We start from the raw sequence: 21,268 nt of genomic DNA, 5'->3' as shown, positions 1-21,268 counted from the left end.
GTGCCGCAGCGCCCCCAGCTATCCCCCCGATTCAAGGACCGTGATCGACGATGAAGGTCGGCATCCCCCGCGAGGTCAAGAACAACGAGTTCCGCGTGGCCATCACCCCTGCCGGTGTCCACGAGCTCGTCCGCCACGGCCACCAGGTCTTCGTCGAGCAGAACGCCGGTGTCGGCTCCTCGATCACGGACGAGGAGTACGTCGCCGCGGGCGCCGCGATCCTCGCCACCGCCGACGAGGTCTGGGCCACCGCCGACCTGCTGCTCAAGGTCAAGGAGCCGATCGCGGAGGAGTACCACCGCCTCCGCAAGGACCAGACGGTCTTCACCTACCTGCACCTCGCCGCCTCCAAGGAGTGCACCGACGCGCTCCTGGAGTCCGGCACCACCGCCATCGCCTACGAGACGGTCGAGACCGCGAACCGCGCGCTCCCGCTGCTCGCCCCGATGTCCGAGGTCGCGGGCCGCCTCGCCCCGCAGGTCGGCGCCTACCACCTGATGCGCTCGGCCGGCGGCCGCGGCGTGCTCCCCGGCGGCGTCCCCGGCACCGCCGCGGGCAAGGCCGTCGTCATCGGCGGCGGCGTCTCCGGCTGGAACGCCACCCAGATCGCCGTCGGCATGGGCTTCCACGTGACCCTGCTCGACAAGGACATCAACAAGCTCCGCGAGGCCGACAAGGTCTTCGGCACCCAGGTGCAGACGATCGTCTCCAACGCCTTCGAGCTGGAGAAGGCCGTCGTCGAGGCCGACCTCGTCATCGGCGCCGTCCTCATCCCGGGCGCCAAGGCCCCGAAGCTGGTCACCAACGAGCTCGTCGCCAAGATGAAGCCCGGAAGTGTCCTTGTCGACATTGCGATCGACCAGGGCGGCTGCTTCGAGGACTCCCACCCGACCACCCACGCCGAGCCGACCTTCATGGTCCACAACTCGGTCTTCTACTGCGTCGCCAACATGCCGGGCGCGGTCCCGAACACCTCCACCTACGCCCTCACCAACGCCACGCTGCCCTACATCGTGTCGCTGGCGAACAACGGCTGGGTCGAGGCGCTGCGCCGCGACGCCGCGCTCGCCAAGGGGCTCAACACCCATGACGGCAAGGTGGTTTACAAGGAGGTCGCCGAGGCGCACGGCTACGACCACGTCGAGCTGAGCAGCCTCCTCGGCTGACCCTCGGGCTCCTCATGACGGCCTGGGGTCAACCCCCGTCGTCAACCCCACGCACCGGGCCGGACCTTGATGAGCAAGGTCCGGCCCGATGTGTGTCCGGCCACCTCCGGGCCCCCGGTCAACTCGCCTCGAACGTAACTCTTTAACCGTTTCGCGCACCCCTGAAACGTGCGGTTCCATGCCTGCGCACCCTTGACAGCGAGGTGTTCGGTTGCCGACACATCGTGCCGGGTCCGGCGGATTGTGTTGCTGCGGAGCGGTGACACGCCATAGAGTCGCCAACCGTCGGCATGGTGCCACGCTGACCTATCGATAAATGTTCCTGGCCACATTCAAGGAGGTAAGACGACTTGTGAATGAGTCGACATTTACTCCCGAGGGTGGCGAGCCAGGGGCTCCGATCGGCTCCGTCGCGGTGCGGACCTTCGCGACGCACCAGCCCATGACGCCAGCCCATACGATGAAGATGACGGACGGCCTACACGTGAACGCCACGGCCGGCAACGAGATGGGCCGAGAGTCCACCCACTTCGCCGCCTATGACGAGGTGCCCGAGGGGCACTTCTACGACCCCGACGCCGAGTACGAGCCCGACCCCGAGTACGCGGCCACCCTCGCACCCGACGCTGCCCGCCAGCGCCGCGAGCGGATCGGCCCCACCGGACGGCCGCTGCCGTACTTCCCGATCCCGGGCCCGCTGACCGACCACGGCCCCGCGAAGATCATCGCGATGTGCAACCAGAAGGGCGGCGTCGGCAAGACCACGTCGACCATCAACCTGGGTGCCGCGCTCGCCGAGTACGGACGACGGGTGCTGCTCGTCGACTTCGACCCGCAGGGTGCCCTGTCGGTCGGGCTCGGCGTGAACCCGATGGAGCTCGACCTCACCGTCTACAACCTGCTCATGGAGCGGGGCATGTCGGCGGACGAGGTGCTGCTCAAGACCGCCGTGCCCAACATGGACCTGCTGCCGAGCAACATCGACCTGTCGGCGGCCGAGGTCCAGCTGGTCAGCGAGGTCGCGCGCGAGTCCACGCTGCAGCGTGCGCTCAAGCCGCTGATGAACGACTACGACTACATCGTGATCGACTGTCAGCCCTCGCTCGGCCTGCTCACCGTGAACGCCCTGACGGCGGCTCACAAGGTCATCGTGCCGCTGGAATGCGAGTTCTTCGCGCTGCGCGGCGTGGCCCTGCTGACCGAGACCATCGAGAAGGTCCAGGAGCGGCTCAACCCCGAGCTGGAGCTCGACGGCATCCTCGCCACCATGTACGACTCGCGCACCGTGCACTCGCGCGAGGTCCTCGCGCGCGTGGTCGAGGCGTTCGACGACCACGTCTACCACACGGTGATCGGCCGGACCGTGCGCTTCCCCGAGACCACGGTCGCGGGCGAGCCCATCACCACGTACGCGTCGAACTCCGTGGGCGCCGCCGCCTACCGTCAGCTCGCCAGGGAGGTGCTCGCCCGGTGTCACGCCGAGTGAGTCTGCCCGGCGCCGACGAGCTGTTCCGTACGACCGGGGGGATGGCGCTGCAGTCCTCCTCGCCGCGCAGGACCGTACCGGCACCCGCGGGGGAGAGCGACCCGGTGGCGTCCGCGGACGCCGGCGCCGAGCACTCCGCCGCGGCCGCGGAGGAGGCGGCGGAGCCGCGCGCCCGGACGGCGGAGGCACCCGCCGCCCCCGCGCCCGCACCGGTGCCCGCACCCGCCGCCGGGCGGCGGCGGGGCGGCGGCCACGGCGCCAACCGGCGCCCCAGCGGCCGCGAACGGCACGACGAGAAGATCACGGTCTATGTCTCCGCCGAGGAGCTGATGGACCTGGAGCACGCCCGCCTGGTGCTCCGCGGTGAGCACGGTCTGGCGGTCGACCGGGGCCGTATCGTCCGCGAGGCGGTCGCGGTGGTCCTCGCCGACCTGGAATCCCGTGGCGACGCGAGCATCCTCGTCCGCCGCCTGCGCGGCCGCTGACGATAGCCTGCGCCGAACCGCCTTCCCCCGCTCCACCAGGATCCCTCTTGCCCCTCCCCCCTGACGAAACGTCCCGCCCGGCCCGCAGACGAGCCCTGGGGAGGGGCCCGGGGGCGGACCTGCCGGAGGCGCCGGTCGTGCCGGAGCCGACCCCTGAGCCCGAACCGGACCCGGCCGCGGAGCCGGTCCCGGTCCACGCACCTGCCCCGGAGCCCGAACCGGACCCGGCCCCGGCCCCGGAGCCCGCACCGGACCCGGTCCCGGAGCCGACGCCCGAGGCCCCCGGCGACGGCCGCTTCACCGTCCGGCTCGCCAACTTCGAGGGGCCCTTCGACCTGCTCCTCCAGCTCATCTCGAAGCACAAGCTCGACGTCACCGAGGTCGCGCTGTCCAAGGTCACCGACGAGTTCATGGCGCACATCCGGGCCATGGGGCCCGAGTGGGACCTCGACCAGACGACCGAGTTCCTGGTGGTGGCCGCGACGCTGCTCGACCTGAAGGCGGCCCGGCTGCTGCCGACCGCCGAGGTGGAGGACGAGGCGGACCTGGCGCTCCTGGAGGCGCGGGACCTGCTGTTCGCGCGGCTGCTCCAGTACCGGGCGTACAAACGGATCGCGGAGATCTTCAGCGAGCGGTGGGAGTCCGAGGGGCGCCGGTACCCCAGGACCGTCGGCCTGGAGCCGCAGCACGCCGAGCTGCTGCCCGAGGTGGTGATCTCGATCGGCGCCGAGGGCTTCGCGCGGCTCGCCGTGCGGGCGATGCAGCCGAAGGCCAAGCCGCAGGTGTACGTCGACCACATCCACGCCCCGCTGGTCAGCGTCCGCGAGCAGGCCGGGATCGTGGTCGCCCTGCTGCGCGAGCGCGGCACGCTGGGCTTCCGGGAGCTGGTGGAGGGCGCCCCCGACACCCTCACGGTGGTCGCCCGCTTCCTCGCGCTCCTGGAGCTCTACCGGGAGAAGGCGGTCGCCCTCGACCAGGAGACCGCTCTCGGCGAGCTCACCGTCTCCTGGACCGGCGGCGCGGACGTGAGTTCCGCCACGGCCGCCGTCACCGACGAGTTCGACCAGGAAGACCGAGCGGACCGGGAGGACACCGCACGATGAGCGATCCCACGTTGAAGCCCGCCCTCGAAGCCGTCCTCATGGTCGTCGACGAGCCCGCCACCGAGGCCCACCTCGCCAAGGTCCTCGACCGTGCCCCCCGCGAGGTCGGGGACGCCCTGCGGGAGCTGGCCGACGAGTACACCGCCCAGGGCCGCGGCTTCGAGCTGCGGCTCGTCGCCGGGGGCTGGCGCTTCTACACCCGGGCCGAGCACGCCGCCGCCGTCGAGGCGTTCGTCCTGGACGGCCAGCAGGCCCGGCTCACCCAGGCGGCCCTGGAGACCCTCGCGGTCGTCGCGTACCGCCAGCCGGTCAGCCGTTCCCGGGTCTCCGCCGTGCGCGGGGTGAACTGCGACGGGGTCATGCGCACCCTTCTGCAGCGCGGTCTGGTGGCGGAGGCGGGCGCGGAACCCGAAACAGGTGCGATCCTGTACAGGACGACGAACTACTTCCTGGAGCGGATGGGCCTGCGCGGCCTGGACGAGCTTCCGGAGCTCGCGCCCTTCCTCCCCGAGGCGGAGGCGGTCGAACCGGAGAGCCTGGAAGGAGTCCCGTCGTTCGATCCCGACGCAGACGAGAACGAGAAGACGACGGAAGTTTGATGCGAAGCAGCAGCGGCAGGAACAGCGGAAACAACGGCGGGAGCCGTGGTGCCAAGAGCGGCGGCCGCGGCAACAACTACCGGGGAGCCGGCAACGGCCGCGACGACCGCGGTCAGGGCCAGGGCCGTGGTGGCCAGGGTCAGGGCGGCGGCCAGGGCCGTGGTGGCCAGGGCGGCGGTCAGGGTCAGGGCCGTGGCGGCCAGGGCCAGGGCGCCGCGAGCCCGCGCCGGCCCCGCCCGGAGGACCGCTCCTATGACGTGGCGATGCCCTCCGACGGCCCCGGCGGTCCCCGCCGCGGCCGGGGCGACACCGCCCGTGGCGGCGCCAAGGGCGGCCCCAGGCAGTCCCCGAAGCGTGGCGGCGGCTGGACCGCCCCCGCCCGTTCGCGCGAGTACGACGCCCGTACCGAGGAGCGCAACCGGGAGCGCTACGCGAACAAGCCCGAGATCAAGACCCCGAAGACCTTCCCGGGCGCCGAGCAGGAGGGCGAGCGGCTGCAGAAGGTGCTGGCCCGCGCCGGTTACGGCTCGCGCCGTGCCTGCGAGGAGCTGGTCGAGCAGGCCCGTGTCGAGGTCAACGGCGAGATCGTCCTTGAGCAGGGCCTCCGGGTCGACCCGGAGAACGACGAGATCAGGGTCGACGGTCTGACCGTCGCCACCCAGTCGTACCAGTTCTTCGCGCTGAACAAGCCGGCCGGTGTCGTCTCCACCATGGAGGACCCGGACGGCCGCCAGTGCCTCGGTGACTACGTCACCAACCGTGAGACCCGGCTGTTCCACGTCGGCCGGCTCGACACGGAGACCGAGGGCATCATCCTGCTCACCAACCACGGCGAGCTGGCCCACCGTCTCACCCACCCCAAGTACGGCGTGAAGAAGACCTACCTGGCGGCCATCACGGGCCCGCTGCCCCGCGAGGTCGGCAAGCGGCTCAAGGACGGCATCCAGCTGGAGGACGGCTACGCCCGCGCCGACCACTTCCGGGTGGTCGAGCAGACCGGCAAGAACTACCTGGTCGAGGTCGTGCTGCACGAGGGCCGCAAGCACATCGTGCGCCGGATGCTCGCCGAGGCGGGCTTCCCGGTGGAGAAGCTGGTCCGCACCGCCTTCGGCCCGATCGGCCTGGGCGACCAGAAGTCGGGCTGGCTGCGCCGGCTCAGCAACACCGAGGTCGGCATGCTGATGAAGGAGGTCGGCCTGTAGGGCCGACAGCCTCCGGCCGAGCAGGGCCCGTGACCGCCGTATCCCGGCGGTCACGGGCCTTTTTCGTACTTGTGGTCGACCCGCTCCGCCATTTATAGTCAGGATGACTCTTAAAGGGGGAGGCGGGGATGAGTCTCGCGAACGTCCTGGAGCCGCTGCAGCGTCCGCTGTTCACGCTCCTCGACACACCGGTCAGCTGGACCGAGGTGCTCGGCTTCGGCAGCGGCGCGCTGTGCGTCTGGCTCGTCGCCAGGCAGCACCTCGCCAACTGGCCCCTCGGCATCGCCAACAACCTGTTCTTCGTCCTGCTCTTCACCCAGAGCGGGCTCTACGCCGATGCCGGCCTCCAGATCGTCTTCATCGCCCTCGCCGCGTACGGCTGGTGGACCTGGACCCACGGGGGTGGCCCAGGCTCCGACACCCTGCCGGTACGGCGCACCAGCCGTACCGAATGGACCTGGCTGCTCGCGGCGGGGGCGGTGGGGACCCTCCTGCTCACCCTGCTCCTCGACCGGGCCACCGACTCCACCGTGCCCTTCTGGGACGCGCTGACCACCGCCCTGTCGCTGGCCGCCACCTACGGGCAGTGCCGCAAGCGGCTGGAGTCCTGGTGGCTGTGGATCGCCGCCGACGTCGTGTACGTCCCGCTCTACGCGTACAAGCAGCTCTACCTGACCTCGCTGCTCTACGTCGGCTTCCTGACGCTGTGCGTCGTCGGCCTGCGCGGCTGGACCCGCGACCTGGCCGCCGGACGGCCCGCCCGCACCCTGGAGACGGCGGCATGAGCGGCACCCGCTACGGCCACGGCCTCGTGCTCGGCAAGTTCTATCCGCCGCACGCCGGCCACCACCACCTCGTCCGCACCGCCCGCGAGCGCTGCGACCGGCTCACCGTGCTGGTCTGCGCCTCCGCCGTGGAGTCCGTGCCGCTCGCCGACCGGGTCGCCTGGATGCGCGAGGTCCACCCCGACGCGCTCGTCGTCGGCACCGTCGACGACGTCCCCGTCGACCTGCACGACCCCGACATCTGGGACGCCCACATGGCGATCTTCCGGGCCGCCGTGCCCGAGCCCGTCGACGCCGTCTTCACCTCGGAGCCGTACGGGGACGAGCTGGCCCGCAGATTCGGCGCCGCCGCCGTCTCGGTGGACCCCGGACGGATCCGGCACCCGGTCTCCGGCACCGCCGTACGGGCCGACCCGATCGGCTCCTGGCAGCACCTGGCGGCGCCCGTACGGGCCGCCCTCACCCGCCGGATCGTCGTCCTCGGCGCCGAGTCCACCGGCACCACCACCATGGCCCGCGCCCTCGCCGCGCACTACCGGGCGCGCGGCGGCGTCTGGGCGGACACCCGCTGGGTGCCCGAGTACGGGCGGGAGTACAGCGCAATGAAGCTCGCCGAGCTGCGGGCCGAGCGCCCCGGCGCCGACTGGTCCGACGTCAGCTTCCACTCCGCCGACTTCCCGGTCATCGCGCTGCGCCAGGCCGAACTGGAGGAGGAGGCCGCCAGGACCGGATCCCCGGTCCTCATCTGCGACACCGACGCCTTCGCCACCACCATCTGGCACGAGCGCTACATGGGCAGCAGCAGCCCCGGCACCGGCGAGATCGCCGCCCGCGGCCGCCAGCACCTGTGGCTGCTCACCGACCACCGGGGCGTCGCCTTCGAGGACGACGGACTGCGCGACGGCGAGCACCTGCGGCCCTGGATGACCGCCCGCTTCCTCACCCAGCTCGCCCACACCGGCCGCCGCACGGTGGTCCTCACCGGCCCGCACGAGGAACGCCTGGCGACCGCCGTCGCCGCCGTGGACGCGCTGCTCGCCGAGGGCTGGGCCTTCACCGCCCCTCTTCCGGAGCGCCGATGACCAGCACCACCGCCCCACCGGTCCCCGGGTACGACAAGTACGCCTTCGAGCCCTTCGCGCTCACCGCCGACCTCGCCGTCCTCACCGTCCGCGAGGAACGCCTGCACGTCCTGCTCGTCGAACGCGGCCAGGAGCCGTACGCCGGAGCCTGGGCGCTGCCCGGCGGCTTCGTGCTCCCGCACGAGTCCGCCGAACAGGCCGCCCGCCGCGAACTCGCCGAGGAGACCGGCCTGTCCGGCGCCATCGCCGCCCGGCTGCACCTCGAACAACTGCGCACCTACAGCGACCCGGACCGCGACCCCCGGATGCGGGTGGTGTCCGTGGCGTTCACCGCGCTCGTCCCCGACCTGCCCGAGCCGCGCGGCGGCGGCGACGCCGCCCAGGCCCGCTGGCTGCCGTACGAGGACGCGCGCGGCCTCGCCTTCGACCACGACCGGATCCTCGCCGACGCCCGCGAACGGGTCGGCGCCAAGCTGGAGTACAGCTGCCTGGCCACCGCGTTCTGCCCGCCCGAGTTCACCCTCGGCGAGCTGCGCCAGGTGTACGAGACGGTGTGGGGCGTCGCGCTCGACCGCCCCAACTTCCGGCGCAAGGTCCTCGCCACACCCGGCTTCGTCCGGCCCGTCGAGGGCCCGCCGCGCCGCACCGGCGGCCGCGGGAAACCGGCCGCGCTGTACCGGGCGGGCGAGGCGACGGCCCTCCACCCGCCGCTGCTGCGCCCCGAGGCCCGCGCCGAACCGGAACCCGGCCGCCCTGACACCCCAGCGGAAGGATCGAACGCATGAGCCACGGAACGACCAAGCAGGCCGCGACCGGCGCGCTCATCGGGCTCGCCCTCGGGGACGCCCTCGGCTTCCCCACCGAGTTCCACGACGTGCCGCGGATCCTCGCGACGTTCGGCCCGTGGCGCGAGATGCCGCTGCCGGTGCGCGGCGGCACGGCGTACATCACCGACGACACCCAGATGACCCTCGCCCTCGCCCGGGCCCTGCGGACCACCCTCGACGAGGGCCCGTTGACCCCGTCGCGCCTCGCCCGGACGGCCCGCGCGGAGTACGTCGACTGGTACCACGCGCCCGACAACAACCGGGCCCCCGGCCGCACCTGCCTGCTCGCCGCCCGGCTCCTGGACAGCGACCGGGCCTGGCAGGACGCCAGCCAGATCGGCTCCAAGGGCTGCGGCGCCAACATGCGGGTCGCGCCGGTCGGCCTGGTGCCCGGGCTCAGCGACGAGCAACGGTCCGGCGCCGCCCAGCTCCAGGCCGCCCTCACCCACGGCCACCCCACCGGCCTCGCCGCCGCCGACCTCACCGCGCACGCCGTGCACCTGCTCGCGCGGGGCGCCGACCCGGCCGGACTCGTCGGGCGGCTCCGCTCGTACGCCCTCGACCACCGCTCCACCTACGACGCGCACTGGCTCGGCGAGCTGTGGACCCGCTCCCAGGACCCCGACCCCGTGCACTTCGCCCGGCGCGGCTGGGACGAGTGCCTGGCCGTCCTGGAACGCCTGGACGCGGCCCAGCGCACCGCGGACCCGGAACTCGACCCCTGCCTCTCCACCGGCGACGGCTGGGTCGCCGAGGAAGCCCTCGCCACCGGCCTGCTCGCCTTCCTGCAGTTCCCCGACGCCCCGCTCACCGCGCTGCGCAGGGCCGCTTGCACCCGCGGCGACTCCGACTCCATCGCCGCCCTCACCGGCGCCTTCGCGGGCGCCCACCTGGGCGCCGCCGCCTGGCCCGACAGCTGGGCCGCCCCACTCGAACACCACGACGAACTGCGCGCCTTCGGCGCGCTCTGGGACCTGTGATCCACTGATGCCGCTCTCGCCCAAGCTCCTGCCCGCCCCCGTGCCCGGCCTCGCGCCCGGAGGCGTTCTCGGGGACGTACCGGACGTCGACCTGTCCGCCGTCGTCGCCGACCAGCCCGACCCGGTGCTCTTCGCCACCGTCTCCGGCGCCCACCTCTACGGCTTCCCGTCCCGGGACTCCGACGTCGACCTGCGCGGCGTCCATCTGCTGCCCGCCGCCGCCCTGGTGGGCCTGCGCGAGCCCGAGGAGACCCGGACCCGGATGTGGGACCAGGACGGCGTCGAGATGGACCTCGTCACGCACGACCTGCGGAAGTTCGCCCGCCTGATGCTGCGGCCCAACGGCTATGTCCTCGAACAGCTCACCTCGCCGCTGGTCGCCCACACCACCGACGCCCACGCCGAGCTGCGCGCCCTGGTGCCCGACGTGCTCACCTCGCACCACGCCCACCACTACCGGGGCTTCGCGGGCACCCAGTGGCGCCTGTTCGGGAAGACCGGTGAGCTCAAGCCGCTGCTCTACACCTACCGGGCGCTGCTCACCGGCATCCACCTGATGCGCGCCGGCGAGATCCAGGCCCATCTGCCGACCCTGGCCGGCGAGGTGCCCGAGGCCCCGGCGCGGCTGCCCGGGCTGATCGCGGTCAAGGCCGATGCCGAGCACGGGGCGGCCGACGTGCCGCTCGACGCGGTGACGGCCGAGATTGAGCGGCTGCACCAGGTGCTCGACGCGGCGCAGCAGGCGTCAGCGCTGCGCGCCGAGGCCCCGGTGGCCGACGCGCTGCACGACCTCGTCGTCCGCGTCCGGCTCGCGCACGCCGAGGGCTGACGCCGCCGACGCCCGGCGGGCGCGGGTCAGGAAGTCCTCGATCCGCGCCGTGTCCGGGACGTCGGGGAGCGGGCTGCCGGTGTGGGCGCGGTCGGCCTCGTCCTGGAGGAGGTTCATCCAGCGCTCCACCTCCGCCCAGGACAGCTCGCCGCGCTTCACCGCGAGCAGCCGGTCGCGTTCCTCGCCGACCTCGATGCGCAGCTCGCCGGTGCGCAGCAGATCGCGGCAGCTGGTCAGCAGCCGCAGCAGGTGCATCGCGTGCTTCCAGCGCGGGGCGCCGTGGGTGCGGACGTCCGCCTCCAGCTTGCGGCGCTGGCCGCCCGCGTAGCGGACGAAGGTGCCGTGCGCCTGCCGGGACAGGAACGCCGAGCGGAGCGAGAGCAGTTCGCGCCCGGTCGCGTCCGCCCGCTCCACCAGCGGCGAGTGCAGACACTCCAGGACGTTGGGGTTGTTGCGCAGGGCCAGCTCGCAGAAGCGTTCCAGCTCCCAGCTGAACTGCTCGTCGGCCGGGCCCTCCACATGCGCCGGGGGCTTGTCGAAGCGCCAGAACAGCGGCGTCGGCGCGAGGAACACCCCGCGCCGGTCGGTGTCGCTGTCCTCGGTCGCCAGACCGAACGCGCGCGACCCCATCACACAGGAGTAGATCGTGTGGTCGCGCACCAGTTCCTCGGGAGTCATGCGGCCAATCTAGGCCCCCCGATCCGGGAGCCCTAGGTGAGGGTGATCTCACCGGCCGAGACATTGATCCGCTCCGCGGGCAGCGGGCGCGGCGCCGGGCCCGCCGCCACCGAGCCGTCCGCGATGCGGTAGCGGGAGCCGTGGCAGGGGCAGTCGATGGTGCCGTCGGCGACCTTGTCCACCAGGCAGCCCTGATGGGTGCAGACCGCCGAGAACGCCTTGAACTCGCCCTCCTTGGGCTGGGTCACCACGACCTTCCGGTCGGTGAAGACCTTGCCGCCGCCGACCGGGATGTCCTCGGTCCGCGCCAGCGCCGACGCCGACGCCGACGCCGTGCCGGGGGAGGAGGGGGAGGGCGAGGAACTGGTTCCGGAGTCGGAGCCCGAGCCCGAGCCGCAGCCCGCCGCCAGGACCAGGCTCGCCAGCAGCGTCGAGCGACGGGACAGGGCGGCGAGCGGGGGAACGGTGGCTGGCGGGGCGTCGGCGGACGCGGCAGCAGTCATGGCGCCCAGCTTGGCCAGGCCCGCCGCCCGCGCGCCGCGACACGCCTACGCCCAGGGCGTCAGCTCCCTCGCACGGCCGTCCGCGTCCCGGCCCACCTCCAGGACGGCGACCACGGCCGCGCGCTCGATCGGCCCGTACACATGCGGGAAGACCATGTCCTCCGAGCCCTCCCAGCGGACCTCGCCGGACAGCCGGGACTCGTCGATCACCAGGACGAGCAGCGGCCCGTGCGCGTCGCGGTAGTGGGCGTCCGCGATCGCGAGGGCGGTCGGCTCGTCCGGCGAGCAGTGCACGAAGCCCTCGGCGGCGAGGGACGGCGGGGCGTAGGGGAGGCCCGGGTCGGCGGACCATTCGTCGAGCGGTACGACATGCAGCAGCATGCCGACAGTTGTACCGCGCGAGCGGCGGGCCCGGGACGGCCGCCCGGCGGGGCTCCGCTACCCCGAGTGGCGGAAGGTCCCGGTCTGGGTGACATTGACCGTGTTCCGTACCGGAAGAAAGGCGTGATCATGGCAGGAAACGATCTCGGAAGTCTGCTCGGCGGCCTGCTCGGCGGTGCCCAGGGCGGCCAGGGCGGCGGTGGCGGCGCCGGCAACATCCTCGGCTCCCTCCTCTCCGCCCTGACCAGCGGCAAGGGCGGTGCGGGCGGCGCCGCAGGCGGCGGCAACCCGCTCGGCGGCCTCCTCGACATGCTCACCAAGTCCGGTCTTGTCGACCAGGCCCAGTCCTGGGTCGGCTCCGGCGAGAACCAGTCCGTCAGCGGCGGCCAGATCGCCCAGGCCCTGCCCGACGAGACGCTGCAGCAGGTCGCCCAGGAGGCCGGGGTCACCCCGCAGCAGGCCGCCGACGAGATCGCCCAGTCGCTGCCGCAGGTCGTCGACAAGCTCACCCCGCAGGGCCAGGTGCCCGCCGGTTCCCTGGAGGACATCATCCGGCAGCAGCAGCTCTGAGCCCGCTGCCCGGCGCGTGCCGCCCGTCTCGGCAGACGGGCGGCACGGCGCTGCCCCCGGACGGCTGACTAGGCTGGCCGGAGCAGTGCAGCGGGTGAAGCCGGGCGAAGGAGTGGTGGACGACGTGGCGGTACGAGCGGTCCGAGGCGCCGTCCAGTTGGAACGGGACGACGCCGGACACATGCGCGAGCAGGTCGAGGAGCTGCTCGGCGCCGTGCTGAGCCGCAACGGGCTGACCTCCGACGACCTCATCAGCCTCTGGTTCACGGCCACCCCCGATCTGCGCAGCGACTTCCCGGCCGCCGCCGTCCGCGACGCCGGGATAGTGGACGTTCCGCTGCTCTGCGCCCAGGAGCTCGACATCGAGGGCGCGATGCCGAGGGTCGTACGGCTCCTCGCGCACGTCGAGTCGGATCTGCCCAAGTCCCGGATCGCGCACGTCTACCTCGGTGCCGCGGCCGCCCTGCGCAAGGACATCGCCCAGTGAGAACCGCCCTCGTCATCGGAACCGGCCTGATCGGCACCTCGGCGGCGCTCGCCCTGGCCGGCCGCGGTGTCGCCGTCCACCTCCGCGACCACGACCCGGCCCGGGCCCGGACGGCCGCCGCGCTCGGCGCGGGCACCGACGAGGCGCCCGCGGGACCGGTGGACCTGGTCCTGGTCGCCGTACCGCCCGCGCACGTGGCCGGCACCCTCGCCGAGGCGATGCGGGCCGGGCTCGGCCGCGGCTACCTCGACGTGGCGAGCGTCAAGGGCGGACCGAAGCGGGAGCTCGAGGAGCTGGGGCTCGACCTCACCACCTACCTCGGCACCCACCCGATGTCCGGCAAGGAGCGCTCCGGGCCGCTCGCCGCCACCGCCGACCTCTTCGAGGGCCGCCCGTGGGTGCTCACGCCCACCCGGGACACCGACACCGAGGTCCTCAACCTCGCCCTCGAACTGGTCGCGCTGTGCCGCGCGGTGCCCGTAGTCATGGACGCCGACGCCCACGACCGCGCGGTCGCGCTGGTCTCGCACACCCCGCAGCTGGTGTCGTCGATGGTCGCGGCCCGCCTGGAGAGCGCGGACGAGACGGCGGTACGGCTGTGCGGCCAGGGCATCCGGGACGTCACCCGGATCGCCGCGTCCGACCCCCGGATGTGGGTGGAGATCCTGTCCGCCAACCCCGGACCCGTCGCCGACGTGCTCGCGGGCGTGGCGGCCGACCTGGACGAGACGGTACGGGCGCTGCGCTCGCTGGAGTCCGGCGACGACGCGAAGCGCCGGGCGGGCGCGTCGGGCGTCGAGGACGTGCTGCGCCGCGGCAACGCGGGCCGCGCCCGGGTCCCCGGCAAGCACGGCGCCGCCCCCGCCAGCTACGACACCGTCGTCGTCCTCATCAGCGACCAGCCGGGGGAGCTCGCCCGCATCTTCGCGGACGCGGGCCGCGCGGGCGTCAACATCGAGGACGTCCGCATCGAGCACGCCACCGGCCAACAGGCGGGCCTCGTCCAGCTGATGGTCGAACCCTCCGCCGCCCCGGGCCTCGCCGAGTTCCTGCGGGACAGGGGCTGGGCGCTGCGGCAGAGCTGACGTCCTCCTGGCAGGACGCCGGGCCCCGACCCCACGCCGGGTGGCAGCGGCGCGAGGTGCTGGGACACCCTTCCGTCCCGGCTGTGATTCACGTCACTGTCGGTGGCTCGGTGCAGCACCCGGCCCCGTTCCGCCGTCATGGGGGCAGTGATCGGGACGGGATGAGGAAAGGGGGTCGGCGGGTGAGGTTTCGCAGGAGCGGTCCGGGCAACGGATTCACGGAGTTCGTCGCACAGCGGTCAAGAGCGTTGTTCCGCACCGCGTATGCGCTGACCGGTGACGTGCACGTGGCCGAGGATCTGGTGCAGGAGGCGCTGGAGCGGGCGTGCCGACACTGGCGGAAGGTCGAGGTGGCGGACTCGCCGGAGGCGTACGTGCGCAAAGTGCTGGTCAACCTGGCCAACGACCGCTGGCGGCGGCTGTCGCGCCTGGGCGAGCGCCCCGGGCTGTCGGGGGTGCCCGAGACGGCCGACCCCCGGGACCGGTTCGGGCAGGTGGAACTGCGCGCGGAACTGATCGAGGCACTGCTCGGGCTGCCGATGGGCATGCGCAGCGTGGTGGTCCTGTACTACCTGCACGATCTGGACGCCCGGCAGATCGCCGGCGTCCTGGACATCTCTTCGAGTGCGGTGAGGTCCCAGCTCGCCCGCGGCCTGGCCAAGCTGCGCGATTCCGTATCGGGCGCCCAGGCGCCGCACACCCCGTCGGCCGCTTTCGGAGGTACGAAGTGAGGAACACGTCGTCGGGACCCGCCCCGTTCGAGCCGGGCCTCGAAGCCGAGCTGCGTGCCGCGGTGGCCTCCTTCGCCGACGGGCCGACGGCGCCGGTCGTCGACGCGGCCGCGATCGAGCGAGCCGTCAGCCGCAGCCGCACCCGCCGGGCGCTCCTCGGCACCGCTGCGGCGTGCGGCGTGCTGGCGTGCACCACGGTGGGGTTCTTCGCGCTGAAGCCCGTGCCGCCCGCGCCCGGCGCCTCCCCGTCCCTGTCCCCATCGGCGAGCGGGGCGTGCGCCCCGCTCGCCACCGGAGCCCCCAGGAGCGGAAGCGCCGATGCGACTCCGACACGGGGGCAGGAGCGGACCGGGGGAGCGGGCGTCGCGCTGCCGGACCTGGCCGGCATGCCGGTCGAACAGGCCGGAAGTCTGCTGCGCGGACTCGGACTGAGCTGCACGATCATGCGGCACACGGACTGGAACGCTCCCGCCGGGCAGGTGATCAGCAGTGCCCCCCGGGGCGGCGCGGAACCGGTGGCACCGGGCTCGTCCGTCCTCCTGCTGGTCTCGACGGGCAAACCCGGCAGGACCTGAGCGACCGGGCCCTTCGGCTCGCGCACCGGCAGGACGGCGCCCCGTCCTGCCGGGCAGGGGAGCCACCCGGAGCGGGGGACCGGCTGCGGGTGGCGGGCTCCGGTGCCGTCAGCCGCGCGGTTCGCCCGGCATCGTCCTCGGGTTGCGGAGGTCCTGCCCGAGGCGGCGGCCCCGACCGCACCGCCAGGGCCCCTCGGCGGGGCTCTCGGGGGCCGCTGGGCCGAACGGGGGTGGGGGACTCGGTAACCTTGTGGGGTCCCCCGTACATTCGCCGGGGGCCTGCCGCTCATCCAGGAAGGCGTTCCCCACCGTGGAAACCGTGATCGTCGCCATCGACGGCCCCTCCGGCACGGGCAAGTCGAGCACCTCGAAGGCGGTGGCCGCCAAGCTGGGGCTGAGCTACCTCGACACCGGCGCTCAGTACCGGGCCATCACCTGGTGGATGATCAGCAACGGGGTCGACGTCCACGACGCCGACGCCGTCGCCAACGCCGCCGCCAAGCCGGTCATCGTCTCCGGCACCGACCCGGCCCGCCCGACCATCACGGTCGACGGACTCGACGCCTCCGGACCGATCAGGACCGAGGAGGTCACCTCCAAGGTCAGCGCCGTCAGCGCCGTCCCCGAGGTCCGCGCCCTCATCACCGAGCTGCAGCGGTCCATCGCCCGCGGCGCCGAGCAGGGCATCGTCGTCGAGGGCCGGGACATCGGCACCACCGTGCTGCCCGACGCCGACCTCAAGGTCTTCCTCACCGCCTCCCCGGAGGCCCGCGCCGCCCGCCGCTCCGGCGAGCTCAAGGGCGCCGACGTGGCCGCCACCCAGCAGGCCCTGGTCAAGCGGGACGCGGCCGACTCCAGCCGCAAGACCTCCCCGCTCGCCAAGGCCGACGACGCCGTCGAGGTCGACACCACCGAGCTCACCCTCGACCAGGTCATCGAGTGCGTCGTCACCCTGGTGGAGGAGAAGCGGAGTCCCGAGCAGCGGGCGGCCGCCCGGTGACCGAGCCCTCCCTGAAGGGCGCCGCCGTCGGCCGCCGCATCGGCATCGGACTGATGTACGGCCTCTGGAAGCCGCGCGTCCTCGGCGCCTGGCGGGTACCGGCCGCAGGCCCCGTCATCCTCGCCGTCAACCACGCGCACAACCTCGACGGCCCCATGCTCATGGGCACCGCCCCGCGGCCCGTGCAATTCCTCATCAAGAAGGAGGCGTTCGTCGGCCCGCTCGGCAGCTTCCTGGAAGGCATCGGGCAGCTCAAGGTCGACCGGCACTCCACCGACCGCGGCGCGATCGGCAACGCCCTCGCCGTCCTGGAGCACGGCGGCGTCCTCGGGATCTTCCCCGAGGGCACCCGGGGCGAGGGCGACTTCGCCTCGCTCCGCGCCGGACTCGCCTACTTCGCGGTCCGCAGCGGCGCCCCGATCGTCCCGGTCGCCGTCCTCGGCAGCACCGAGCGCCCGGGCCGCCTGGTCAAGGCGCTGCCCCGGCTCCGTACCCGCGTCGACGTCGTCTTCGGCGACGCCTTCGAAGCGGGCGACGGCAGCGGCCGGCGCACCCGCAAGGCGCTGGACGAGGCGACCGTCCGCATCCAGGAGCGGCTGACCGACCACCTGAAAAACGCCAGGCGCCTCACCGGGCGCTGAGCGACACTCTGAGTAGTGGGCCTCGGCGACGGGGACCCACCGACCACGAATGATCAAGGAACGGACTTCATGAACGACCAGCACGACCACGGGGCACTTGGCGACGCCGAGTACGCGGAGTTCATGGAGCTCGCCGCGGAAGAGGGCTTCGACGTCGAGGACGTCGAGGGCGCGATCGAGGAGGCCGGACACGGCCCGCTCCCCGTCCTCGCCGTCGTCGGCCGCCCCAACGTCGGCAAGTCGACCCTGGTGAACCGGATCATCGGCCGCCGCGAGGCCGTCGTCGAGGACAAGCCCGGCGTCACCCGTGACCGCGTCACCTACGAGGCCGAATGGGCCGGGCGCCGCTTCAAGGTCGTCGACACCGGCGGCTGGGAGCAGGACGTCCTCGGCATCGACGCCTCCGTCGCCGCCCAGGCGGAGTACGCCATCGAGGCCGCCGACGCCTGCCTGTTCGTCGTGGACGCCACCGTGGGCGCCACCGACACCGACGAGGCCGTCGTCCGGCTGCTGCGCCGCGCGGGCAAGCCCGTCGTCCTCGCCGCCAACAAGGTCGACGGCCAGTCCGGCGAGGCCGACGCCGCCGCGCTGTGGTCGCTCGGTCTCGGCGAGCCGTTCCCGGTCTCCTCGCTGCACGGCCGCGGCACCGGCGACCTCCTCGACGAGGTCCTCAAGGCGCTGCCCGAGGCCCCCGAGCAGCGCTTCGGCAACCCGGTCGGCGGACCGCGCCGGATCGCCCTCATCGGCCGCCCCAACGTCGGCAAGTCCTCCCTGCTCAACAAGGTCGCCAACGAGGACCGGGTCGTCGTCAACGAGCTGGCCGGCACCACCCGTGACCCGGTCGACGAGCTGATCGAGCTCGGCGGCGTCACCTGGAAGTTCGTCGACACCGCCGGTATCCGCAAGAAGGTGCACCTGCAGGAGGGCGCGGACTACTACGCCTCGCTGCGCACCGCCGCCGCCGTGGAGAAGGCCGAGGTGGCGGTCATCCTGATCGACACCACCGACCACATCTCGGTGCAGGACCAGCGGATCATCACCATGGCCGTCGAGTCCGGCCGCGCGATCGTCATCGCGTACAACAAGTGGGACGAGCTGGACGAGGAGCGGCGCTACTACCTGGAGCGCGAGATCGAGACCGAGATGCAGCAGGTCTCCTGGGCGCCCCGGGTCAACGTCTCCGCGAAGACCGGCCGCCACATGGAGAAGCTGGTCCCGGCGATCGAGACCGCGCTCGCCGGCTGGGAGACCCGCGTCCCCACCGGCCGCCTGAACGCCTTCCTCGGTGAGCTGGTCGCCGCCCACCCGCACCCGATCCGCGGCGGCAAGCAGCCCCGCATCCTCTTCGGCACCCAGGCGGGCACCAAGCCGCCCCGCTTCGTGCTCTTCTCCTCCGGCTTCCTGGAGGCGGGCTACCGGCGCTTCGTCGAGCGCCGGCTGCGCGAGGAGTTCGGTTTCGAGGGCACCCCGATCCACATCTCGGTGCGGGTGCGCGAGAAGCGCGGCCGCAAGAAGTAACCGCGGCAGCGCGCCGACGGGACGGACACGGCCGGGGGGGGGGGGGGGGGGGCGCCCGGCCCCCCCCCCCCCCCCCCGGGAGGACCCCCGCCGCGGCGGGGGCGGCGGGGGGCGGGGGGGGGGGGGGGGGGGGGGGGGCCCCCCCCCCCCCCGGGGGGGGGGGGGGCGGCCGCCCCGCCCCCCCCCACCCCCCCGCCCGGGGGGGGGGCCGCGGCGCCCCGCCCGGGGGGGGGGGGGGGGCCCCCCCCCCCCCCCCCCCCCCCCCCGGCCGTTGTCATCCTGACCTGGCAGGACGGCTCAGATGCTGTGCCGGGTGCCCGGCGGCAGCGCGTACGCCGACCCCGCCGACCCCGCCGAGCCCCCCGTTCCCCAGTTCGTCCAGCCCGTGTACGGGGAGGGGGACGGGGACGGCTGCGGGCGCGGCGACGCGAAGCCCTGCGATCCGAAACCCTGCGATCCGAAGCCTTGAGTGCTGAAGCCCTGCGCACCGAAACCGTGGGAGCCGAAGCCCTGCGAGCCGAAACCGTGCGACGGGGCGAACCCCCGGAAGTCCAGATCCTCCTCGCCGCTGCGGTCGCCCGGCAGCGTACGGAACGACCTGCGGTACTCGGAGTACAGCGCGTCGTAGATCGGGGTGGCCGAGAGGCCCGCCGCACCGTCCTGCGCCGGGCGCATCGCCGGGATCGGACTCGCTGCCGCGGCCGGGATCGGCACCGGAGCAGGACTCTGGCTCGGATACTGCTGGCGGAATGGGTCATATGCGTGCACGTAGGTGCCAACGACCCCGCCGTCCGTCGGATGCGGGCGCTGCCCCTCGGAAAGCGGCGCCCGGGGGCGCGGCACGGTCGGCGCCCCCGGGACCCGGGCCGGCCCTATGCCGGGACGGGCGTCATCCATCACGTGCCGGCCAGCGGCATCGCGGCGGCCACGAGCCGCCCGTTGGCCGCGGCCTTCTCCAGCGCGTCCCGCAGCAGGTCCTCGCGCGGCTGCTGGCCGATCGAGCCGACCGGCGCCGCGAACACGAGCACCGTGTGCGACTTGTTCGCCGCGGCCCGCCAGCCGTCGGTCACCTGGAGCGGCTGGTGCGCCTGCCACCAGGCCGCCTGGCCGGTGCCACCGGCCCCCGGCTGGAGCACCGAGTGCAGCTGGCCCATCGCGACCAGGACCGACCAGCCGGGCAGCACGGCCGGCTTGGCGTCGAGGTCGGGGAGCGGCTGGAAGCCCTGCTCGGCCAGGAGCGGCAGGAACTCGTCGGTCAGGCCGTCCGAACCCGGGCGGGCGACCGGCGCCGTCGGCTCCACGACCAGCGCCGGGTGCAGCTCGCCGTCGATCAGGACCAGACCGCTGGTCACCCCGAGCACGGCCTGCTGCGGGTGGGCGGCGGCGAGCGAGTCGGCGGCGTCGGCCGCCGCGATGGACGCGACGGCGCCCTGCAGCTGCTCCTCGGCGACCCGCACCACCTGGGACGGGATGCAGGTGGCGTGGGCGAAGGCGAGGACGGCCGTCTCGTCGCCGACGAACAGCACCGTGCTGGTGCGCTCCTGGTCGGAGTCGCCAGGGGTCCGGCAGGAGGTGCAGTCGTAGCTGCCCGGGGCGTTGTCGCCGGCCAGCAGCCGGTCGGCTTCTTCGTCGCCGATCTCGGCGCGTACGTCCTCGCTGACGTCGAGCATGCGCGGCACGGGGGGCTCCCTGGACTCGGTGCGTGCGACGCCGGGCGGTTCCCGGTCGTCTCATGCCGAGTTCAACGGGGAAGGCTCGGCCGGGGTCACGCGCGGAGGGCGGGCAACTTGGCCGACGGCATGTGACAACGCCGCTCGGCCGCGCCCCTGGCGGGCTCCCGGCGCGCGTGACTCCGACCGGGTGGCATGTGAACGGTGTTCCGCGCGGCACCCGCCCGGCCCCACGGGCCGCTGCCTAGCCTGCCGTGATGATGATCCGATCGTGGGCCCGCGGGTGGACGACGGGCCTCGTCCTGGCCTCGGCCGCGCTGCTGGCCCCCGAGGCCGCCGCCGCGGCCGCCGCGCCCGCCGCGCCCAGCCCCGTCGAACCCTGCGCGCGCGACCAGTGGCCGTGGGGCTGCGTCGCCGCCTGCGAGAGCGACGGCGACTGGCGGGCCAACACCGGCAACGGCTTCTACGGCGGACTGCAGTTCTGGCAGCCGACCTGGGACGAGTTCGGCGGCCGCCGCTACGCCCGGCGCGCCGACCTCGCCACCCGGGCGCAGCAGATCATGGTCGCCGAGGACGTGCTCCGGGTGCAGGGCTGGTCGGCCTGGCCGGTGTGCGCGCGGCGGTACGGGCTGAGCGGCCGGGCCCATGTCGTCCAGGCCGGGGACACCCTCACCTCGATCGCCCGCCGGTTCGCGGTCAAGGGCGGCTGGGAGGCGCTGTACGCGGCGAACCGGGCCGCGATCGGCCCCGACCCGAACCGGCTGATGCTCGGCACGATGCTGCGGCTGCCCTAGGTTCTGTCGTCAAATGTCAGGCCCACATCAGGAGTGATGCGAGGGTGACGGCTGCTTCGTAGGACTGTGCGGTCTTGTCGTAGCGGGTGGC

25 protein-coding genes are annotated in these 21,268 nt (G+C 73.4%); 20 read left to right on the top strand and 5 right to left on the bottom strand.

Annotated elements, in window-relative coordinates:
* The first annotated feature begins 50 nt into the window (after positions 1 to 50).
* From ald to ACIPXM_RS34855, 11 genes are all read left to right on the top strand, one after another.
* Positions 51 to 1,166, top strand: coding sequence for an alanine dehydrogenase (gene ald / locus ACIPXM_RS34905; RefSeq protein ID WP_401664013.1), 1,116 nt, complete (start codon positions 51 to 53; stop codon positions 1,164 to 1,166).
* 460 nt (positions 1,167 to 1,626) lie between these two features.
* Positions 1,627 to 2,652 carry a ParA family protein gene (locus ACIPXM_RS34900; RefSeq protein WP_345492490.1) on the top strand — a complete coding sequence of 342 codons (1,026 nt, stop codon included), beginning with the start codon at positions 1,627 to 1,629 and terminating at the stop codon, positions 2,650 to 2,652.
* The gene (locus ACIPXM_RS34895; protein ID WP_401664058.1) at positions 2,649 to 3,137 is read left to right on the top strand and encodes a hypothetical protein; all 489 of its coding nucleotides are present in this window, start codon (positions 2,649 to 2,651) and stop codon (positions 3,135 to 3,137) included. Before ACIPXM_RS34900 ends, ACIPXM_RS34895 begins: the two co-directional genes overlap by 4 nt.
* Before the next feature lie 47 nt (positions 3,138 to 3,184).
* Positions 3,185 to 4,240: a segregation and condensation protein A gene (locus ACIPXM_RS34890; protein ID WP_401664011.1), complete on the top strand. Its 1,056-nt coding sequence runs from the start codon at positions 3,185 to 3,187 to the stop codon at positions 4,238 to 4,240.
* Positions 4,237 to 4,839 carry an SMC-Scp complex subunit ScpB gene (scpB, locus tag ACIPXM_RS34885; protein WP_401664009.1) on the top strand — a complete coding sequence of 201 codons (603 nt, stop codon included), beginning with the start codon at positions 4,237 to 4,239 and terminating at the stop codon, positions 4,837 to 4,839. The genes ACIPXM_RS34890 and scpB overlap by 4 nt, the downstream gene beginning before the upstream one ends.
* A complete protein-coding gene (locus tag ACIPXM_RS34880) occupies positions 4,839 to 6,041 on the top strand; it encodes a pseudouridine synthase (RefSeq protein ID WP_401664007.1) in 1,203 nt (400 codons plus the stop codon). Before scpB ends, ACIPXM_RS34880 begins: the two co-directional genes overlap by 1 nt.
* Before the next feature lie 128 nt (positions 6,042 to 6,169).
* Positions 6,170 to 6,826 carry a nicotinamide riboside transporter PnuC gene (pnuC, locus tag ACIPXM_RS34875; RefSeq protein WP_401664005.1) on the top strand — a complete coding sequence of 219 codons (657 nt, stop codon included), beginning with the start codon at positions 6,170 to 6,172 and terminating at the stop codon, positions 6,824 to 6,826.
* Entirely contained in the window at positions 6,823 to 7,908 is a 1,086-nt protein-coding gene (locus tag ACIPXM_RS34870) for an AAA family ATPase (protein ID WP_401664002.1), read from the top strand. The genes pnuC and ACIPXM_RS34870 overlap by 4 nt, the downstream gene beginning before the upstream one ends.
* Complete coding sequence (locus tag ACIPXM_RS34865) at positions 7,905 to 8,693, top strand: NUDIX hydrolase (protein WP_401664000.1); 789 nt, start codon at positions 7,905 to 7,907, stop codon at positions 8,691 to 8,693. The genes ACIPXM_RS34870 and ACIPXM_RS34865 overlap by 4 nt, the downstream gene beginning before the upstream one ends.
* Positions 8,690 to 9,715, top strand: coding sequence for an ADP-ribosylglycohydrolase family protein (locus ACIPXM_RS34860; RefSeq protein WP_401663998.1), 1,026 nt, complete (start codon positions 8,690 to 8,692; stop codon positions 9,713 to 9,715). Before ACIPXM_RS34865 ends, ACIPXM_RS34860 begins: the two co-directional genes overlap by 4 nt.
* A gap of 7 nt (positions 9,716 to 9,722) precedes the next feature.
* Entirely contained in the window at positions 9,723 to 10,544 is an 822-nt protein-coding gene (locus ACIPXM_RS34855) for a DNA polymerase beta superfamily protein (RefSeq protein ID WP_401663995.1), read from the top strand.
* Here the strand turns inward: ACIPXM_RS34855 and ACIPXM_RS34850 are convergent.
* The 3 genes from ACIPXM_RS34850 to ACIPXM_RS34840 are packed head-to-tail and all read right to left on the bottom strand — an operon-like array spanning position 10,461 to position 12,106.
* Complete coding sequence (locus ACIPXM_RS34850) at positions 10,461 to 11,222, bottom strand: DNA polymerase beta superfamily protein (protein WP_401663993.1); 762 nt, start codon at positions 11,220 to 11,222, stop codon at positions 10,461 to 10,463. The genes ACIPXM_RS34855 and ACIPXM_RS34850 overlap by 84 nt on opposite strands.
* 32 nt (positions 11,223 to 11,254) lie before the next feature.
* Positions 11,255 to 11,725 (bottom strand): Rieske (2Fe-2S) protein, encoded by a 471-nt coding sequence (locus ACIPXM_RS34845; protein WP_401663991.1) that lies wholly within the window; start codon positions 11,723 to 11,725, stop codon positions 11,255 to 11,257.
* Between the two features lie 45 nt (positions 11,726 to 11,770).
* The gene (locus tag ACIPXM_RS34840; protein ID WP_401663989.1) at positions 11,771 to 12,106 is read right to left on the bottom strand and encodes a DUF952 domain-containing protein; all 336 of its coding nucleotides are present in this window, start codon (positions 12,104 to 12,106) and stop codon (positions 11,771 to 11,773) included.
* A gap of 129 nt (positions 12,107 to 12,235) precedes the next feature.
* Between ACIPXM_RS34840 and ACIPXM_RS34835 the strand changes: the two genes are divergently transcribed.
* The 8 genes from ACIPXM_RS34835 (at position 12,236) to der (ending at position 18,713) form a co-directional block, all read left to right on the top strand.
* The gene (locus ACIPXM_RS34835; RefSeq protein ID WP_401663987.1) at positions 12,236 to 12,676 is read left to right on the top strand and encodes a YidB family protein; all 441 of its coding nucleotides are present in this window, start codon (positions 12,236 to 12,238) and stop codon (positions 12,674 to 12,676) included.
* A 124-nt stretch (positions 12,677 to 12,800) separates the two neighbouring features.
* Positions 12,801 to 13,163, top strand: coding sequence for a chorismate mutase (aroH, locus tag ACIPXM_RS34830; RefSeq protein WP_401663985.1), 363 nt, complete (start codon positions 12,801 to 12,803; stop codon positions 13,161 to 13,163).
* Positions 13,160 to 14,248, top strand: coding sequence for a prephenate dehydrogenase (locus tag ACIPXM_RS34825; protein ID WP_401663983.1), 1,089 nt, complete (start codon positions 13,160 to 13,162; stop codon positions 14,246 to 14,248). Before aroH ends, ACIPXM_RS34825 begins: the two co-directional genes overlap by 4 nt.
* Positions 14,249 to 14,496: 248 nt before the next feature.
* Positions 14,497 to 14,979, top strand: coding sequence for a SigE family RNA polymerase sigma factor (locus tag ACIPXM_RS34820; protein WP_401663981.1), 483 nt, complete (start codon positions 14,497 to 14,499; stop codon positions 14,977 to 14,979).
* A complete protein-coding gene (locus tag ACIPXM_RS34815; RefSeq protein WP_401663979.1) occupies positions 14,976 to 15,554 on the top strand; it encodes a PASTA domain-containing protein in 579 nt (192 codons plus the stop codon). The genes ACIPXM_RS34820 and ACIPXM_RS34815 overlap by 4 nt, the downstream gene beginning before the upstream one ends.
* Positions 15,555 to 15,864: 310 nt before the next feature.
* Positions 15,865 to 16,554: a (d)CMP kinase gene (gene cmk, locus ACIPXM_RS34810; RefSeq protein ID WP_401663977.1), complete on the top strand. Its 690-nt coding sequence runs from the start codon at positions 15,865 to 15,867 to the stop codon at positions 16,552 to 16,554.
* Positions 16,551 to 17,195 carry a lysophospholipid acyltransferase family protein gene (locus ACIPXM_RS34805; RefSeq protein ID WP_401663974.1) on the top strand — a complete coding sequence of 215 codons (645 nt, stop codon included), beginning with the start codon at positions 16,551 to 16,553 and terminating at the stop codon, positions 17,193 to 17,195. The genes cmk and ACIPXM_RS34805 overlap by 4 nt, the downstream gene beginning before the upstream one ends.
* 69 nt (positions 17,196 to 17,264) lie before the next feature.
* The gene (der, locus tag ACIPXM_RS34800) at positions 17,265 to 18,713 is read left to right on the top strand and encodes a ribosome biogenesis GTPase Der (protein WP_401663971.1); all 1,449 of its coding nucleotides are present in this window, start codon (positions 17,265 to 17,267) and stop codon (positions 18,711 to 18,713) included.
* A gap of 297 nt (positions 18,714 to 19,010) precedes the next feature.
* On the opposite strand, the gene ACIPXM_RS34795 is transcribed toward der, so the two are convergent.
* Both ACIPXM_RS34795 and ACIPXM_RS34790 read right to left on the bottom strand, forming a co-directional pair.
* A complete protein-coding gene (locus ACIPXM_RS34795; RefSeq protein WP_401663969.1) occupies positions 19,011 to 19,388 on the bottom strand; it encodes a hypothetical protein in 378 nt (125 codons plus the stop codon).
* A gap of 221 nt (positions 19,389 to 19,609) precedes the next feature.
* Positions 19,610 to 20,392 carry a hypothetical protein gene (locus tag ACIPXM_RS34790; protein WP_401663967.1) on the bottom strand — a complete coding sequence of 261 codons (783 nt, stop codon included), beginning with the start codon at positions 20,390 to 20,392 and terminating at the stop codon, positions 19,610 to 19,612.
* A 248-nt stretch (positions 20,393 to 20,640) separates the two neighbouring features.
* Between ACIPXM_RS34790 and ACIPXM_RS34785 the strand changes: the two genes are divergently transcribed.
* The gene (locus ACIPXM_RS34785; protein ID WP_401663964.1) at positions 20,641 to 21,177 is read left to right on the top strand and encodes a transglycosylase family protein; all 537 of its coding nucleotides are present in this window, start codon (positions 20,641 to 20,643) and stop codon (positions 21,175 to 21,177) included.
* Positions 21,178 to 21,268: the final 91 nt, after the last annotated feature.

The organism is Streptomyces sp. NPDC090025 (assembly GCF_044748125.1).
Taxonomy (GTDB): Bacteria; Actinomycetota; Actinomycetes; order Streptomycetales; family Streptomycetaceae; genus Streptomyces.
Note: the sequence above shows the minus strand (reverse complement) of the source record. Positions and strands in the feature narration are given on the sequence as shown.